Source organism: uncultured Fibrella sp., assembly GCF_964250085.1.
Classification (GTDB): Bacteria; Bacteroidota; Bacteroidia; order Cytophagales; family Spirosomataceae; genus Fibrella.
Genome location: NZ_CAXUEC010000007.1, coordinates 164,472 through 182,710, shown reverse-complemented (window position 1 = coordinate 182,710; position 18,239 = coordinate 164,472). Strand labels below are relative to the sequence as shown.

The following is an 18,239-nucleotide window of genomic DNA, read 5'->3' as shown; positions in this document are numbered from 1 at the left end:
ATTGACATAGCCCGATCATTAGATTCATAGACTATGACGGCTTTGAGGTACGTACCTGTGAATTTTTCGCTGGCGTTGGATGTGGCTTCGCGCTCTAGGCCTAGAGCGCGAAGCCACATCCAACGCCAGCGAAAGTCAATGTATTCCCAACCCTTGACTGCTTATGGCTCGTTTCCTCATTGTTCTCCTCTTTGTGCTCGCAGCTATGACCCAATCAGTGGCGCAGCCGATCGCGTCTGCTGTGTATGCCTGGAAAGAGGCGCCCGTTGTGAAGAAACCGGGAACCGAACAGCGGAAATTACTCGAAGGCAGCGCGACGGATTTCAAGCATATTGAAGTGCATACCACCACCCTGGCGGCGCATCAGGCCCCACACCCGGCCCATAAACACGACGATGAAGAGCTGATTATCATTCGCGAGGGTGAACTGACAGTGACCATTGCCGGGAAAACCAAAACGCTGGGACCAAACAGCATTGCCCTGATGATGCCCGGCGATGAACATGGTTTCGAAAATAAAGGTAACGTACCGGCCACCTATTACGTAATGCGCTACGAGTCGAAGGCCCCGGTTGATCTGGCGCGGGGGCAAAAAGCAGGCGGTTCGTTCTGGGTTGACTGGAACGAAGTGCCGTTTCAGTCCCACGACAAAGGCGGTATCCGACGTATGTTCGACCGGGCTACGGCCATGACAAAACGGTTTGAAATGCACGTGACGACGCTGAACAACGGGTTGGCCAGCCACCCGCCCCACACGCACCGGGCCGCCGAAATGCTGATCATGGTGAACAACGAGGCCGAATCGAGCGTCGATGGCAGGCTCATTCCCAATTCGACGGGTGATCTAACGTACCTGGAATCGAACGTACCCCACAACATTACCAACAACGGCCGGAAACCCTGCACGTACTTTGCCTTTCAGTTCGAGTAAGTTTCTCCATTACCTATGGCATCACGTACGACTCCATACACGGCTAATACCGACATTCAACTTTGGCAGCAGTTGAAAAACGGGAGTGAACTGGCCTTTGGTAAACTGCTGACGAGCTACTTCAACCCATTGCAGAACTACGGCTATAAATTCGTGCAGGACGAAGATTTCGTGAAAGACTGCGTACAGGAAGTATTCATCGAAATCTGGAACCGTCGCGACCGCATCAGCACGCCCGACAGCGTGCGGGCGTACCTACTGAGCTGCGTTCGGAAGCGAGTGATCCGCGAAGGGTACCGGCAACGTATTCTGAAAGACGATGACTCGGTGAATCTGGAAAACGAAGGAGGCTTCGTGGAATTTTCGCCCGAGTGGTCGATGATCGAGCAGGAAAGTCTGGCTGAAACGACCCACCGTATTGCCGACGCCCTGAACAAACTGCCCAAACGGCAGCGCGAGGTTATCTACCTGCGTTTCTACCAGAACCTGGAACGCGACGAAATTGCGGCTATTATGGATGTTAACCCGCAGTCGGTATCGAATTTGTTGCAGGTGGCCTTTAAAAGTTTTCGCGAAAACTGGGTCGGCCTGATCCTGCTGACGGCAATGGTAGGTATGTCTTTTTCTAAATAATGCCTAAAAACAAGTATCCAGGCATCTTTTCTGCCATCTATTACCAACCTGACGCAGACGTATCATGAATCCCGATTACCAGAAATTTAGCGTTGAAGACTTCACACAGGACGAGCTTTTCCGGCAATGGGTCATTCATCGGGATCCGCAAAGCGACGTTTTCTGGTCGGCCTGGATGGATGCTCATCCCGATGTGGCCGGGAAAGTACAACTGGCCCGGTCTTTTCTGTACGCGCTGGAAGAAAAAAATACGGCTTTGCCCGACGACGAACTTATTCAGTTGTCGACCGCCATTGTTCAGCAGCACAAGCAGCAGGTACGTTCATTTTGGGTAGGGCGAACACTTGCTATTGCCGCCTCGATCCTGCTCGTGGTCGGATTGGGGTACGTATTCCTCACGTATCGGGCAGATACGGACGCCCAGGATCGGCTTGCCGAAATCAGTCCGGTGCTGGTGGCCAATTTCAACGAGGTAGAGAACTCACAACCGCAGCCCCAGAGCCTGACGCTTCAGGATGGGAGCGTGGTTACGCTTTACCCAAACAGCCGGTTGCGCTACCCCAAACAGTTTGCGGCCAGTCTACGCGAAGTGTATCTGAGCGGTAAGGCGTTCTTTAGTATCACCAAAAATCCGAAACGTCCGTTCTGGGTTCACGCCGATCGGATTTCTACGCAGGTGCTGGGTACGTCGTTTCTGGTCACTACCGAAGGGAAAAACGCAACCGTAGAGGTACGTTCGGGGCGGGTTTCGGTCTACACGCGGAAAGACATTCGGCAGGCGCGCCAGTTACAGAAGAATGAATCGGTCGGGGTGGTGTTAACGGCCAATCAGCAAGTGGCCTTTATTGAGCAGGAAGACCGGCTGGTAAAATCGGTGGTGCAGCAGCCTATCGTGCTTCATGCCGTCGAAGTGAACGAGTATGTTTTTGATGAAGCACCTATTGCTCAAGTATTTAAGCAACTTGAAAACACCTATGGCCTTACGGTCATGTATGACCCTATTACAGTTAAAAACTGTTTCATCACGGCGAACCTCTCCGGTGAATCGCTGTTTGAAAAGCTAAATCTGGTCTGCCGAATTTCGCGCTCAACCTACGAAATCGTCGACGGTCAGATCATTATTCATAGTCTTGGATGTGATAATAGATGAGTATATTTGAGTGTAGCTGGTAGATATTGAAAAGAATTTATAAAAATAATTACACGTCATACAGTATCTGTCTGGCTGCTTTGCTATCCGTGAGTAACTAACAAGTTAACCTCATGGATAAACTCTATAGTAAATTCCCGTCTCTGATCCGACTCATGAAACTATCGGTTTCTCAACTGCTGATCGCTAGTTTGTTTGTGAGCACCACGCTGGCTCACGTGGCAAACGGGCAGGAAGTGCTCGATCAGCAGGTGCTGATTAAAGCCAGCAACACCAGCCTGAAAAGCGCACTGGCTCAGTTGGAACGTAGCACGAGTGTGCGGTTCATTTACAATCCGAAAGAGATTCAGGCCGATCAGCGCGTGGCCTTGACGTCGCGTTCAGGTACGTTAAAGGCCCTGTTGAGCGAACTGCTCACTCCGCTTCGTATCGGTTATGAATTGTCAGGCAAACAGATTGCGTTGTTTAAAAACCCGGCTACGAGCAGCGCAACAGGAGACGGCTCTGGCGGTAACCAGTCATCCGTGAATCAGTTGGAGGCCAAAACGGTAGCCGACCGGTCGATCGCAGGCCGCGTGACCGACGGGGCCAATGGCAGCGGCCTTCCCGGCGTTAGCGTAGTGCTGAAAGGAACCCGCCTCGGCACCATCACCGACGGCGACGGCAAATACCGCCTCACCATTCCTGAACAGTACGACAACGCCAGTACTACGCTGGTGTTATCGTTTATCGGCTACACCACGCAGGAAATCGTAGTTGGCAGCCGCACCACGATCGACATCGCCCTGGGCGTCGATAACAAGCAATTGAACGAAGTGGTGGTGGTGGGTTACGGTACGCAGTCGCGGAAAAACCTGACCAGCGCCGTGAGCACCATTAAGCCGGAAGAACTAAACCGGGGAGCCATCAGCGATGTAGGCCAGTTGTTGCAGGGTAAAGTGCCCGGCCTGAACATTTCGGCCAACGGTGACCCCAACGCGCCCGCCGCCGTGATTCTGCGCGGTGCTTCAACGATCAACAGCTCGCAAGGCCCTTTCTACGTCATTGACGGCGTGCCGGGTGCCGATATTTCGATCATTGCCCCCGACGATATCGCTTCAATCGATGTACTGAAAGATGCCGCTGCGACTGCCATCTACGGAAACCGGGCCGCCAACGGCGTGATCATGGTGACCACCAAACGCGGCAAGAAAGGGCTGGCCCAGATTACCTACAGTGGGTACGTTGGCATGGAAAAAGTATCCAGCAAACTGAATATGATGGATGCCACACAGCTTCGGGCGTTTCTAACGGCAAACGGACAATCCTTTTCTCCTAAAGATGATCTGGGTGCCAATACCAACTGGCAGGACGCCGTTCAGCGCAGCACCGCCATTTCACAGAACCACAATATCTCGATCAGCGGTGGCACCGACCACAGCACCTACAGCGCCAGCATCAACTACCTCGACAAGCAGGGTATTTTGCAGGGTAGCTCGCTCAACCGGGTTATTGCCCGCCTGGCCGTTGAACAGATGGCTTTTAACGACAAGGTGAAGTTTGGGCTGAACATTACCAACTCCAACAGCAATGCCAACAACACACCACTGCGGAACAACGTGTTGTTGCAAATGGTGAATCACCTGCCCGTGTCGCCGGTGACGAATCCAGACGGTTCGTACTTCGAGAATTTTCAGAATACGGGCTACTTCAATCCGGCGGCGATGATCAACTACGCCAAAGACAACACGAAGTACAATAACCTGGTGGGGTCGCTGTTTACGCAGGTGCAATTACCGTTCGGCCTTTCGTATGACATCAACCTGTCGTACCAGAACAACACCTCGCTACATGGTGAATCGTACGCCAGCTATTACACGCAGTACAACAGCGCCAACTTCTACAATAACCCCGACCCGCCGCTCGTCCACAGCCTGCTGAACTTCGGTACCAACGGGTCGGCGTTGCGCAACACCTACCAGACCACGCGCAAGGTGCTGGAAACGTTTCTGACCTGGAACAAAGAGATTGGCGACCACTCGATCAACGCCGTAGTGGGCTATTCGTGGCAGGGCAATATCTCGGGCGACGGTTTCCAGACGTCGAGCACAAACTTCCCCGTCGACAATATCGGCTACAACAATTTCGCGCTGAGTAACCCCTATGCTATTTCATCCTACCGGATCAATTTTGGGGCCGATGGTATCTACCAGGAAACGCGCCTGATCTCTGACTTCGCCCGCCTGAACTACAATTACAAGAACAAATACCTGGTGCAGGGCTCGATCCGGCGCGATGGCAGTTCGGTATTTGGTGGTAACAACCAGTGGGGTTATTTCCCGGCAGCGGGCGTAGCCTGGCGCATCGACCAGGAGAAGTTTATGCAGAACCAGAACCTGTTCAGCGACCTGAAATTCAGGGCCAGCTACGGGGTGACGGGCAACTCGTCGGGTTTCAATGCCTACACAGCGCAGTTTATTTCGGGTAGCCTGGGTACGTACTACTACAACGGCGTACAGACCGCCGCCTACGGACCAACGCAGGCGGCTAACCCGAACCTGCAATGGGAGAAAACGGCCACGACCAACTTCGGTCTCGATTTCACCATTCTGAAAGGCAAAGTAAGCGGCACCCTGGAGTGGTATAACAAAGAAACCACCGGCATGATCTATTCCTACCGGGTCAACCCGGTGCTGGTGCCTGCCGGTAGCATTATTGCCAACGGCGGTAGCATGAGCAACAAAGGCGTTGAACTCAGCCTGAACGCCACGCCAGTGCAAACCGGTAAATTTAGCTGGACAACCGGCCTCAACCTGGCGCATAACGAGAATAAGATCAACAGCCTGACTAACCCGCTTTTCGTTGGTGGCGACTCGGTACGAATCACCCAGCCTGAAGGCGGCGGACAAACGGGCAGTACCCTCCAGATTCTGAAAGCGGGTCGGCCGGTAGGGCAATTCTTCACCCTCGAGTATGCCGGGAAGAACGACAAAGGCGTTTCGCAGTACATCGACCGCAACGGAAACCTGACTACCACGCCCGCTATCGGGGCCGATTACAAATACCTGGGGAGTCCGCAGCCTAAGCTGCTGATAGGCTGGACAAACACCCTGCGCTACGGCAACCTGGACCTCAATGTGTTTTTCCGGGGTGTATTCGGCAACAAAATATTCAACGCCACCCGCGCCGATCTCTTCCGGCCGAGCACAGCCCAGTTTACCAACATACTCGTGGATGTGGCCGACGAAAAAGCGACGGATGTCAACTCATTCAAATACTCAAGCCGCTTTATCGAGGATGGAAGCTACGTACGCCTCGATAACGCCACGCTGGGCTATACGCTCAAAAACCTGAGCCAGTACATCCGTACCGTTCGGGTATATGCCTCGGTAAACAACGCGTTTGTCATTACCAGCTACAAAGGCATTGACCCCGAAGTGAATCAGGGCGGGCTTGCGCCGGGTGTTGACTCGAACAACTTCTACCCCAAAACCCGGACATTCCTTCTGGGTGTAAACGTGTCATTCTAACCTATTAGCCAGGAAAACCAATGAAAAAGCATCTCTCCTTCGGCACGTTACTGGTATTGCTAACTTACCTGTTTTCGGCCTGCCACGATGTTAATGTGCCCATTACAACCTCATTAACACCCGACATTTTTCCCCAGAATACATCGCAGTTCATTCAGGCATCCGGTCCGCCTTACGCGGCCTTGCGGGGCAATTTCTCGCTCGATTACTGGTTTATGCAGTCGCTGAGCAGCGACGAGGCCATTTTGCCCGCCCGGGGTGGCAACTGGTTCGATAACCAGAATTACCGCATGCTGCACTACCACAACTGGAACAAAGACCACGGCTGGACAAACAGCACCTGGAACTGGCTATCGCTGGTAGTTGGCACCACCAACCAGGCCATGTCTATTCTGAATACGACAATTCCTGCTTCTACACCTGGTAAGCCCATGAACCTGGCCGAGTTGAAGATGGTACGGGCGATGGCCTATTTCATGATGATGGACCTGTATGGCAACGTACCCATCGACACGACCTACGGTGATTTCACCCCGCACCCGAACGTACCCAGGGCTCAACTATTCAAGTTCATCGAATCGGAAGTAAAAGCGGCGTTACCAAACCTGAGCCGGGCATCAGGGCAGGCGATTTACGGCCGTGCCAACAAATTCACGGGTTTCGCATTGCTGGCCAAAATGTACCTGAATTCGGAATATTATACCGGCACCCAGCGCTATAGCGACGCCGTTATCGCCTGCGACAGCGTGATCAACTCGGGCCTGTATTCCATCGAATCCCGGTCGACGTATCTGCAAATGTTCTACCCGAACAATGGCCCACAGATGAAGGAATTCATCTTCGCCATTCCGTATGACCCCGCCGCGGGCGCGTTGCCGGGAACGAACAGCAACATGTACCACGCCCGCTACGATGTACCCCGCTCGCACACGAAGCGATTCAACCTGCCGTTTACACCCAGCGCCCCCGAAAGCACGCTCCCCGAATATTACGTCAATTTCAAAGACCCCAACGATATTCGGAATGCACAGTGGCTCACCGGCCCGCAGTTTCTGGCCGACGGCGTGACGCCCATCACCGTAACCACCACCAAAAAAGGATATGACCAGACCTACGCCGGTTCGGACGGCGGAGCGGCGTATACCTACCAGGTGAATCTGACGCCCGACATTACCCTGCGTCAGGATGTGGCCACATACGACTGCGGCAACGACGAGATTGCCTGGAATATGGGCTACCGAAACGTCAAATTCTTCCCCGATGCCTCCTCAACATCGCGGAACCAAAATAACGACGTACCTGTGTTCCGCTACTCGGATATCATTCTGATGAAAGCCGAAGCGATTCTGCGTGGAGGCGCCGCTACGCAGGGCCAAACGGCGTTGTCGCTGGTGAATCTGCTCCGGTCAAACCGAACTACGTCGCCCGCGTTGACGAGCGTGACCCTGGACGACATCTACGCCGAACGCTGCCGCGAGTTTGCCTGGGAAACCTGGCACCGCAACGACATGATCCGGTTCGGCAAGTTTGAAGGAAAGTGGGGGTTCAAAACAGATGCCGACGTCAATAAGCGCATATTCCCCATTCCAACGGGTGCCTTTACCGTGAACCCAGCCCTGACCCAGAATCCAGGTTACTGAGGTGATAACTTCCGCGTAATTGCTGACGCCTGTCCCTTCGACAGGCGTCAGTACTAGTTGCCCAACAAAAACCCACTTCCCCTGCTCAACACACGCATGCCCACCCTATCAAGAGCGCTTTTTCTAAAACAGTGCATTGCATATGGTACGCTCGCTGGCCTGGCACCCTACGCCACGCTGGCCGCCCCGGCACCCGCCGCAGACGAATTCTATAAACGAATTGTGGCCGCCAACAATAAGGAAACGGCTAACGTGCTCAAAGCCCTGACGCCGGAGGTCACCAGCGTTCGGCGGCGGTTGGGGTTCGATATGGCGAATCTGGCCGCTGCCTACTGCGAACCAACGTCGGGTTATTACCAGAAAAGTGAACTGATCCCTTATCTGGAAAAGATCGTCCGGGCGCTGATAAAAGCGCAGCATGAAGACGGCACCCTCGATCTGGGCAATCTGGCCTCACCGCCCGACACCGCTTTTATCATGGAACCGCTCTGCGCCGGTGCTACCATCCTGAACGTAAACGACAGTGCCGCCCTCACCGACGTAAAAAAACTGCTGAAACAGTTCATCGTAAAGGCGGGTGAAGCCCTGCAAACGGGTGGTATCCATACGCCCAATCATCGATGGGTCGTATCGGGCGCACTGGCCAAGATCAACGCCCTTTACCCCAACGCCGGGTACGTTAAGCGGATAGACGAGTGGCTATCGGAAGGTGTTTATTGCGATCGGGAAGGAAATTATCTCGAACGAAGCATGATCTATTCGGAAGTGATCGACCGGTCGCTGATCACGATGGCCAGCCTGCTGAAACGGCCAAAGCTGCTGGAGCCCGTCCGGAGGAACCTGAACCTCGTTTATTACCACACCGAACCAAACGGCGATCTTGTGTCGAACGATTCGCGGCGGCAGGATCAGTACCAGACCATCAGCCTACTGAATCACCATTATTTTCAGGATTATACATTCATGGCCATTCATGACAACAATCCTGAATTCGCGGCTATGGCGGAGTTTATTAAGTCGATGCCGGGTTTTGATGAACTGATTGGCAAAGACCTGCTGGCGTATTACCTCGAAGAACCCCTTTTTAAACAGGTGGTACCCAGCCCGAAAAACCCACCAGTAACGTATGAGCGTTTTTTCAAGGAAACGAGTCTGGTCCGCATCCGCCGGAACGACACGACAACGACGCTGTTTGGCGGCACTGATTTTCCGCTGATTATCGCCTCGGGTCGAGCCAACAGTCCCAACTTTTTCGCTTTCCGAAAGGGACAGGCCATCCTGAATTACTTACGTCTGTCGACCGACTTTTTCAGTACGGGCTACTTCCACAGCGAAGGCATTGCGAAGGTGGGCAACACGTATGTGCTGACACGCACCATCGAAGCACCGTACTACCAGCCCCTGCCAGCGCCGTACAGAAAGGCCGACGGCAATTATAAGCACAGCCCAAGCACCGATGGCCGGTTCTGGAACAAGATGGATTTCGAGCATAGACCCAAGAGCAATATCAACAAACTGGCCGTCACAGTTAGCGTTGAGGAAGCCAACGGCGCGAATACCCTGGCTATCAATGTAACCGGCATTACAGGCGTACACGTGGTGCTCGAGTTCTGCTTCAGGGAAGGCGGGCGCTTAACCGGCGTGAAAAAAGTGGACGATGGCACCGACAATTACGCGCTGGAAAACGGCACTGCTGAATACACATTCGGCGGTGACTCGATCAAATTCGGGCCGGGCGTTTTCAGCCACGCAAAGCTCACAGGCCTGGAAGGCGAACTGTACGCTACCCACTTCGGCACCCTCCGAACCAACGGCATACACGTGTACATGACCGGCCTTACGCCGTTTCAGCACACGATTACGATTGAGTAACCTATATTTGGCCATGCGCCAGTCATCGATTTTCTTCCTGTTTTATTTTTTCACGCTCCCAATCTACGGTCAGGCCCGCACAGATACGTACCTGGCTAACCTGTTGAACACAAATACCAGCCCCATTTTTCGGCAGGTGATGCAACAGCCCGAGAAGTACCGGTTGCAGATCATCTACACGCAGATAAACCGCGACAAGGCCAACCGACCCTCATTTACCAATTACTATTTCCGGGTCGACAGCACCGACTACTTCAACCCCGCTTCGACGGTGAAATTGCCGCTGGCGTTACTGTCGTTGGAAAAATTGAACTTGCTGAACAAGCCGCAGGTGACCAAATTCACCGCCATGCAGTTCGACAGTGCCTTCAGCGGACAGACGAAGGAGTGGACCGACCAGACCGCGCAATCGGGTTATCCGTCCGTGGCCCATCTCATCCGAAAAGCCTTCCTGGTGAGCGAAAATGATCCCTACAGCCGCATGTACGAGTTTGTGGGGCAACAGCAGATCAACCGTTCGTTACATGCCAAAGGCTATCCCGATACGCGGATTACGCACCGCTTTGTCAGGATGACAGCCGACGAAAACCGCCACACCAACCCCGTTCGGTTCATCGCCGCCGATGGTACGCTGCTCTACACTCAGCCCGCCGCCTACAACACCGATCCGTTCGATTTTCGCCGCCCAGCCCGCCTCGGCAAAGGGTATTACGTTCGCGACAGTCTGGTGAAGCAGCCCTTCGATTTTACCACGCGGAACAAACTCCCGCTCGAATCGCTGCAACAGATCCTGCAATCGGCATTATTCCCGGAATCAGTATCGGAGAAACAGCGATTCAACCTGACTGCCAACGATTACCAGTTTATCTACCAGTACTTGTCGCAGGCGCCCGGCGAGACGAATTACCCGAAGTACGACGGTCAGAAATTCTACGACAGCTACGCTAAATTCTTCTTCCGCGACAGTCTGCACCACCTTCCTGACGGCTTGCGCGTGTTCAACAAAGTAGGGTGGGCCTACGGTTTTCTGACTGATGCATCCTACGTCGCCGACTTCAGGAACAAGGTCGAATACATGCTTACGGCGGTGATCTACGCGAACAGCGACGAGATTTTAAACGACGACAAATACGAGTACGACACCGTTGGCTGGCCGTTTCTCTACCAGTTGGGCCAGACTATCTACCAGCACGAGCTACGCCGAAAACGGGCATATAAACCCAACTTATCCCGTTTTAAAGTCCGCTACGAAAAGCGGCAGGAAGATGACCGGCCCGTTGTGACGGAGGTGGATAATTAGTGGGAGATTGGAGGGTATCACTCAACCTATAAGGTCTCTTTTTTGACTTTATAGGTTTGAAAAACCTGCACCCGTCCCCCATTTCTTCCAGCCAGCACAAACTGACCACTACGGCCTTGCACCGGTACAATGGAACGAATCTCGCCGTTTAGCACAAAACCAGTATCATAAGGCGACGGAGCCGTGAAACGGCCCTTTTCATTGTACAAAACAAAGCCGCTGCTGGCATCGTAGCGGCCCTGATACGTACCTACGCCATAGAAATTACCGCCGCCCAATACGTCCAGATCACCGTCGCCGTCCGCATCGAAGGGGGTTAGGGCAAAAACTTTCGACACCTGCGCCAACAACGGTAAGGAACGTACCTGGAACGTAGGCGGCTCACCTTTTTTGCCCGTATTTTCGAGGTAGACCGACGCAAACTGATCAATCGTGCGCTCGTCGGCATCGACTAGTTCAGACGCAGTGAAGATAGTTGAAACAGGTTTTCCGGCAATGCTGCTGTAGGCAACGTACCGCTTGTTGATAATGCCCGGCATCTGCTTTCCGAGTTCGTCTTTCGTGGCTACCGGAAACCAGTCGCCGGTGTTTCCCAGCCGTTTGTAGGCCAATACCTGATCGGTGGTTTGGTTCCCATCCATGTCTTTCACCCACATGCGCAACTGTCCGTCGGGGCCTTTCCGAAACTTGGTATTCAGGCCCAGATTACCCGCCATCAGGTCGATGTCGCCGTCTTTATCGAAATCAGCCGCGGCCAGGCATTGCCAGAAACCGGCCATAGGTACGTCTCCAAACAGTTTGTCGACTTCGGTAAGCTTACCTTTTTGGGTCAGGAAAACGCGGGGAGCCATCCAATCGCCCGCCACAACCAGATCAGGCTGACGGTCGTTGTTGACATCGGCCCAAACGGCATCGGTGAGCATGCCTGCCTGACGAAGGCCGGGCGCACGTTGATCCGTTTCGATCATAAACTGGCCTTTCCCGTTGTTGATCAGCAGGTACGAATCGGGCGTTTGGCCGTAGTGATTCGCCACTACACGCCCACCTACAAACAAATCCAGATCACCGTCGGCGTCAATATCGGCGGCACGAACACAGCTTTTGTTACCCGCCAGTTGAGGTAACCCCGTCGATTTGCTGAATTGCCCGCCGGTATTCAGATAGAGCCGATCGGCCAGTGGCGGGTCATTCCTGGAAAATTCGTTGCCGCCCGACACCACGTATATATCCAGGTCGCGGTCGCCATCTGCATCAAAAAAGAGGGCGTCGACATCTTCGGATGCTGAGTCGGCCGCCATAGCGGGTTGCGGACTGGCTACGAACCGGCCGGATGGCGTTTGCAGCAGCAACGTACCTGGCTGGTTGCGCGCCCCGCCTGCATACACATCGTCGAGCCCATCGCCGTTCACATCGCCCACCGCCAAACGGGGACCTTCGGTGGAGACTTTGAACGGCATCAGCGATTCGCGGGAAAAATCCAGATAGGACAAATTTTCCCGATGCCGATACGGAACCAGCATAGAATCAGACGCTTCTGTAAACAATCGGTCTGCCTTCGCGCGGCCCGAACGAGCAATGACATACCCGCGACCGTCGAGTTTCGCGTCGGCCTGTTTCAGTACCAGTTGCTGGTTGGCAGGTACGTTGGTGCGCATCTCCATCTGTTGATTTGGCCAGATCACGATCAGCGAATCAATCGTTTTACGCGTGCCCAGGCCAAAATTCAGGCGCGGCTCTACCGACGACTGAAAACCACGTGTCGGCATCAATTGCTGCATCTGTAGGCTATCGCCGCCTGTTTCATAGCGCAGAATAACTTTCGCGCCCACCCCGGCGGTGTTGGCCCCAATGCCCTGTAAGCGCACGCTCAGGTACGTATGTTGCGGAAACAGCACGTTGGCCCGATTCAGGTAAATACCGGCCGGGTCGTTCAGGTTATTGGTGATCAGATCAAGGTCGCCGTCGTTATCCAGATCGGCGTAAGCGGCTCCGCTGGCGCAGTTGGGTACGTCGAATCCCCAGGCCAGCGACTTGTCCTGGAACTGCAACTCGGGCGTTCCCCGGTAGAGGTAATTATGCACGTTGCCTGTCGGCATAATCTGAATTGTCTTTTGCAGCGCCTCAGCCGACGTACCCATTGCCGACTGTACCGAGTCGCTGGATACGTACTTGACGTAATCGAGGTCGTTGGGGCGGCGAACGATACCATTTGCAATGAAGAGATCGGTTTGCCCATCGAGGTCGTAATCGGCCAGTAGCGGCGACCAGCTCCAGTCGGTCGCCGCAATACCCGACAAGGCAGCTACCTCAGCAAATCGTTGCCCTTTCTGATTCAGTTGCAGGCAGTTACGGCTATATTGGTTCATGTAGCCATAGGCCAGCTTGTAGGTGTAAATATCCAGCGGGTCTTCGCCGGCCGACGATTTTTCTACCGTTTCGTCTTCCGGGTACATGTCGAGCGTCACCAGATCGGCATAGCCGTCGTGGTTCACATCGGCGGCATCGTTTCCCATCGAAAAGCGGCTGGTGTGGGCCAGTTGCTGCGGTGCTACGTTCACAAAACCACCGTGCCGATTGTTCCGATACAGGTAATCGTCTTCATGGAAATCGTTCGAGACGTAGATGTCTTCCCAACCGTCGTTGTCCATATCGGCCACGGCCACGCCCAGCCCGTAGCCCATCGGCGCCTGAAAAATGCCAGCCTTCTCCGATACATCCTGAAAAGGCTTACCAGTGCCTTTATTCTCGAACAGGAAATCGCCCGCCAACGAATCGGGCTGATTGCGGGCGGTGACTTTATCGAACGAGCGGACGGAATGAACGGCATGGTTGAGCAGGAAGCAGTCGAGGTCGCCGTCGTGGTCATAATCGAAGAAAGCAGCCTGGGTTGAAAAGCCCGCGAAAGCCAGTCCATAGGCTTCGGCGGATTCAGTAAAGGTGATGCCTTCTGGGCCATTCCCATTGTTGATATAGAGTTCGTTGCGCCCTTTAGTAGGTACGTTACCGCCGCCTTTAAACCCGCTGACCGCACAAACGTAGATGTCGAGCAGTCCGTCGCCATTTACGTCGGTCATCGTCGTTCCGGTTTGCCAGTCGGCGTTTCCTTCTACACGCGCGGTTTCCGAAATATCCTGAAAATGTGGAAGTCCGCCAGGTTGTGTTCTGTTCAGGTATAGTTTGTTCGGCCCCTGATTTGAGACGAAATACAGATCGGTCAAGCCATCGTTATTGATATCACCCGCCGAAACGCCCGCGCCGTTATAATAGTAGAGGTAGTCGATGATGTTCAGTTGCGGCGTGTCGGTAAGGCGATTCACGAACGTCACGCCGGTCCTGGCCGAATCAAGCGTTTCGAACAGCTTCGGCTCGTTGGGCGTAGTTCTACAGCCCCAGCCAACGGAGAGAATCAGGAGTGAGAGGATGTATTGCGTTCTTTTCAATGAATTGACAGACGATTGGGTGATGTGTTACTTGTTGCTTTTTGTTATGGGTTGCTGTGGCTGACGCTGTTGTCGGTTGCTGTCGAAGGGCCCAGCGAGAGCAACCTAACAGCAACCGACAGCGCGAAGCCTACAGCCACAGCAAAAAGCCACTACAGCCCGGACCAGCAACCATTATTGTACGAAGCCACTTACGGTGAACGTTTTCAGCGGGCCGTTGCATTCGCCGATCAGCAGGTACGTTCCTACGCGCTTTATATCGCGGATGTCGCCGTTGACGAACAGGCCGGTTCTGGTCATGGGCAGGGTTTCAAACTGGAAGTTGCCTTTATTTCGGAGTACCAGACCGTAGTTCGCGTCCACTTTACCCAATCGCAGACGGAGTTTCGAGTTGTTGCCCATCAGCACCAGGTCTTTCTTGTTGTCATGATCCAGATCGTCGGCCAAAATGGCGTAGAGGGGCGCATATTGGGCAGCAGGCGGCAGGTTGTGCGGAATGAACTCGCCATTCCGGTTTTCCAATACGAGCGACCGGGTTTCGTTGATGTCAAGCTTTTTTGCCTTTTGTAGCACCGACGGGTCGAAAAACTGGTCGAGCGTAGCGGTGGAGTACGAAGCATAGGTCTGGAATGTGCGGCGAAGGCTGGTCACCTGATCGCCAATTTCGTCGCGGGTATGGGCGGGGTACGGCTTTCCCTGAATGTAGTACGTCATGAAGCAATCGAGGACGCCGTTCTGATCGAAATCTTCATAGACAAGCGAAGCCGGTTCGGCCACGTTGGCCCGGAATTGCGTGTTCTGGCCAATGTTCCCGACAATCAGGTCCTCATCGCCATCGCCGTCGAGGTCAGCTTTTTCTACGCGGTTCCACCAGCCCGATAAGGATTGAATGGGCGATTGGGTGAATGATTGGTTATGCGCGTTTACAAGCACCGTCACCGGCATCCATTCGCCCACTACAACCAGATCGGGCCAGCCGTCGTGGTTTACGTCGGTGGTGGTGGCGTCGGTAATGAGGCCCAGCTTACCCAGCGATTTCGGCGTAAAATGCGCGCGCCCATCGTTGATCAGCAGCATGCTTTCGTCGGCCAGCGGAAACCGGTTTGGCCGCACATGCCCCCCCACAAACACATCCAGATCGCCGTCGCGGTCTACGTCGATGACCGTCGCGCACGAGCCGTTGATTTTGTCTTCGGGCAACGTGGCCGGCACCAGCTTCCCCGATTCATTGAGCCAAAGCTGATCGGGCAAATCGCTCCAGTCGCGGAAGTTGTAGCCGCCATTGACTACGTAGAGGTCGGGGCGTTTGTCGCCGTTAAAATCAGCCAGCAGGGCGGCGGTATTTTTGCGGAGCGCAGCGGCTGGGGGCAACGGTGTTGTTGTAAAGCCCGCCCCGCTGTTGATGAGCAACGTACCTGGCTTTTCGGGCGTGCCGCACACAAACGCGTCGGGCAGCCCATCCCCGTTGACATCGCCCACCGCCATACGCGGACCCGTGTATGAATACTGCATGGGCAACATCAACTGCCGTTCAAAATCATTGACGGGGGCAATCGTGTGTGTCCAGTTCACGGCAGCAGCAGCTTCGCTGAACAGGGGCTTGTCAGACAGTGCCGGATAGATGGTTGGCAACAGGGCAGGTCCCGGACGGGATTTCTGATAATCAATGATGAGGGTTTGGTCGACCTGCGGGTTGGGTACGTTGTCGGTATGTCCATCGGGCCAACGTACCTGAACGGTCAGGGCTTTTCCGCCGTCGGGTAGCCCGAACAGCAGGGCATCGTGACTCGCCGACAGGTAGCCGCGTGTCGGGTAGTTTTCCTGCGTCTGGGTTTGTCCACCGTTTTCGATGGTTACCGTAGCGCCAATGCCGAATGGGTTTTCGGCAGGGCCTTTTAGTTTTATTTTCAGAAAGTGGCCCTCGTTTTGGTCGCGTTGGGTGTTCCGGTAAATGCGGGCGGGTTCGTTCAGGTTGTTGGTAATCAGGTCCAGGTCACCGTCGTTGTCGAGGTCGGCATAGGCACAGCCATTGGAGCGGGTATTTTCATCGAAACCCCACTCTTTCTGCCGGTTCTGAAACGAGATGCTATCGGGTTGCGGCCCGCTCACATTTCTGAAGATGTAGTTTTTTGTTGGTGTCGAGGGCATCTGCTTCAACTGATCGAGCAACGAGGTGCCTTTCTGCATCTGCTCTTCGTCGCTGAGGTACTTGGTAAAATCGGCGTTGGTCAGGTCGCGGCCGAGGCCGTTGCTCACGAAGAGGTCTTTGCGGCCATCGAGGTCGAAATCGGCCAGCAGTGCGCCCCAGCTCCAGTCGGTGGCCGACACACCCGCCAGTTGCCCCACCTCGGCAAACCGGCCCGACCCGCCCGGCGTTTGCTGGTTGATCTGAAGCATGTTGCGCATGTTCTGATGCCAGAAACCGTTCTGCAACTGCGCCTGATACACCTGCCAGCTATCGGGCCAGATCAGTAGTTTTTGCCGGGCATTATCTTCCGGCAGCATATCGAGCGTGAAAATATCGGGCAGCGCATCGTTGTTCACATCAGCAATATCGACGCCCATTGCCGAGTACGACGTGTGTCCGATCCGCTCGCGCAGTTCATCCCGAAAGGCAGGGGATGCGGCCCCCCTACCGGCGGCATTTTTGCCCCGCTGATTGATGTAGAGGTAATCATCTTCTACGAAGTCATTGGCCACATACACATCGGGCCAGCCATCTCCGTTAGCGTCTGTTACGGATACACCAAGGCCAAACCCAAGCGGATTGCCTTTGATGCCTTCCTGCTCGCTGACGTCGACAAATAGTGAATGAGTATCTACTGAAACTGGTGAATTAGTGCTGGCACTCTTTTGCTCTTTCTGTCTTTCACTCATTAAGTTTTTAAACAGCTTATCGCCGGCGTTGTAGTCACGTTCGGTGCGCATCACGGCGGCTTCTTTACGCTGGTAGTTCTTCAGGTTATGATTGATCAGGAAACAGTCGAGATCACCGTCGAGGTCATAATCGAAGAAGTTGGCCTGCACCGAGTAACCCGAATCGGCCAGACCGTATTCTGTAGCACGTTCTACGAACGTAGGTACGTTGCCGGGTACGTTGGTGGTGTTGATGAATAGCTGGTTACGGCGCAACGAATCGGGGCGCATACCTGAGTAGCAGACGTAGATATCGAGCCAGCCGTCGGCGTTTACATCGGCCAGTGTAACGCCCGTTTTCCAGCCGCCTGTCCGTCCGGCCACCTGTGCCTTGCCGGTAACGTCGGTGAATTTTAGCGGCTTTCCGGTTTCTGTTTCGTTCAGAAACAGCTTGTTGGGCACCTGATTGCCCGTGAAATAGAGGTCGGCACGGCCATCGTTGTTGAGGTCGCCGGCGGCTACGCCCGCGCCGTTGTAGAAGTACTCGAACGCCAGAATGTTCTCCTGTTCGGTTTCCTGCAGCATGTTGGCAAACGAAAGACCGGTCTGCGCCGGGTCGGTTTTTTCAAACAACGTACTTCCGTTGCCACATCCAAGACAAGTGATAAAGAGTAGTAGAAATACGGCAGGTTTCATAGGTACGTAAAGATACTAATCGAACGGTTGATATGTAGGGGCAGGCCCTCGCCGAATCGGTCGTGCCAGCGACCGGCCAATAAACGGTACGTTTATGGAGATAATGGGTATTAATGCCATGCGAACCTTGATACTTCCACAAGGTTCGCATGGCATTTCAGAGTAGAGACGATTTGAAAGGGCTGCGTTTATCAGGCGGTCGCTGTCGCGTC

Annotated in this window: 9 protein-coding genes; 7 read left to right on the top strand and 2 right to left on the bottom strand. The window is 54.2% G+C overall.

What is annotated here, in order from left to right:
* Nucleotides 1–163: 163 nt before the first annotated feature.
* The 7 genes from ACFE8Q_RS20825 to ACFE8Q_RS20795 all read left to right on the top strand — a co-directional run bounded on the left by ACFE8Q_RS20825 (nt 164) and on the right by ACFE8Q_RS20795 (nt 11,035).
* The gene (locus ACFE8Q_RS20825) at nt 164–931 is read left to right on the top strand and encodes a cupin domain-containing protein (RefSeq protein ID WP_375447367.1); all 768 of its coding nucleotides are present in this window, start codon (nt 164–166) and stop codon (nt 929–931) included.
* 15 nt (nt 932–946) lie between these two features.
* Nucleotides 947–1,564 carry an RNA polymerase sigma factor gene (locus tag ACFE8Q_RS20820; RefSeq protein WP_375447366.1) on the top strand — a complete coding sequence of 206 codons (618 nt, stop codon included), beginning with the start codon at nt 947–949 and terminating at the stop codon, nt 1,562–1,564.
* Nucleotides 1,565–1,628: 64 nt separating this feature from the next.
* Complete coding sequence (locus tag ACFE8Q_RS20815; protein ID WP_375447365.1) at nt 1,629–2,714, top strand: FecR domain-containing protein; 1,086 nt, start codon at nt 1,629–1,631, stop codon at nt 2,712–2,714.
* A 113-nt stretch (nt 2,715–2,827) separates the two neighbouring features.
* Nucleotides 2,828–6,223, top strand: a complete 3,396-nt coding sequence (locus ACFE8Q_RS20810; RefSeq protein ID WP_375447364.1) for a SusC/RagA family TonB-linked outer membrane protein — start codon at nt 2,828–2,830, stop codon at nt 6,221–6,223.
* Nucleotides 6,224–6,243: 20 nt separating this feature from the next.
* On the top strand, nt 6,244–7,863 hold the full coding sequence (locus ACFE8Q_RS20805) for a RagB/SusD family nutrient uptake outer membrane protein (protein ID WP_375447363.1): 1,620 nt from the start codon (nt 6,244–6,246) through the stop codon (nt 7,861–7,863).
* 96 nt (nt 7,864–7,959) lie between these two features.
* Nucleotides 7,960–9,735 carry a hypothetical protein gene (locus ACFE8Q_RS20800; protein WP_375447362.1) on the top strand — a complete coding sequence of 592 codons (1,776 nt, stop codon included), beginning with the start codon at nt 7,960–7,962 and terminating at the stop codon, nt 9,733–9,735.
* A 13-nt stretch (nt 9,736–9,748) separates the two neighbouring features.
* Nucleotides 9,749–11,035, top strand: a complete 1,287-nt coding sequence (locus ACFE8Q_RS20795) for a serine hydrolase (RefSeq protein WP_375447361.1) — start codon at nt 9,749–9,751, stop codon at nt 11,033–11,035.
* A gap of 26 nt (nt 11,036–11,061) precedes the next feature.
* Here the strand turns inward: ACFE8Q_RS20795 and ACFE8Q_RS20790 are convergent, their stop codons facing one another.
* Together ACFE8Q_RS20790 and ACFE8Q_RS20785 are read right to left on the bottom strand one after the other, a co-directional pair.
* Nucleotides 11,062–14,475 (bottom strand): VCBS repeat-containing protein, encoded by a 3,414-nt coding sequence (locus tag ACFE8Q_RS20790; protein ID WP_375447360.1) that lies wholly within the window; start codon nt 14,473–14,475, stop codon nt 11,062–11,064.
* A 174-nt stretch (nt 14,476–14,649) separates the two neighbouring features.
* Nucleotides 14,650–18,027, bottom strand: a complete 3,378-nt coding sequence (locus ACFE8Q_RS20785; protein ID WP_375447359.1) for a VCBS repeat-containing protein — start codon at nt 18,025–18,027, stop codon at nt 14,650–14,652.
* Nucleotides 18,028–18,239 lie beyond the last annotated feature (212 nt).

Coding starts and splice junctions, on each gene's coding strand:
- ACFE8Q_RS20815 (WP_375447365.1), top strand. CDS start 1,629: ATGAATCCCGATTACCAGAAATTTAGCGTTGAAGACTTCACACAGGAC.
- ACFE8Q_RS20825 (WP_375447367.1), top strand. CDS start 164: ATGGCTCGTTTCCTCATTGTTCTCCTCTTTGTGCTCGCAGCTATGACC.
- ACFE8Q_RS20800 (WP_375447362.1), top strand. CDS start 7,960: ATGCCCACCCTATCAAGAGCGCTTTTTCTAAAACAGTGCATTGCATAT.
- ACFE8Q_RS20805 (WP_375447363.1), top strand. CDS start 6,244: ATGAAAAAGCATCTCTCCTTCGGCACGTTACTGGTATTGCTAACTTAC.
- ACFE8Q_RS20785 (WP_375447359.1), bottom strand. CDS start 18,027: ATGAAACCTGCCGTATTTCTACTACTCTTTATCACTTGTCTTGGATGT.
- ACFE8Q_RS20810 (WP_375447364.1), top strand. CDS start 2,828: ATGGATAAACTCTATAGTAAATTCCCGTCTCTGATCCGACTCATGAAA.
- ACFE8Q_RS20820 (WP_375447366.1), top strand. CDS start 947: ATGGCATCACGTACGACTCCATACACGGCTAATACCGACATTCAACTT.
- ACFE8Q_RS20795 (WP_375447361.1), top strand. CDS start 9,749: ATGCGCCAGTCATCGATTTTCTTCCTGTTTTATTTTTTCACGCTCCCA.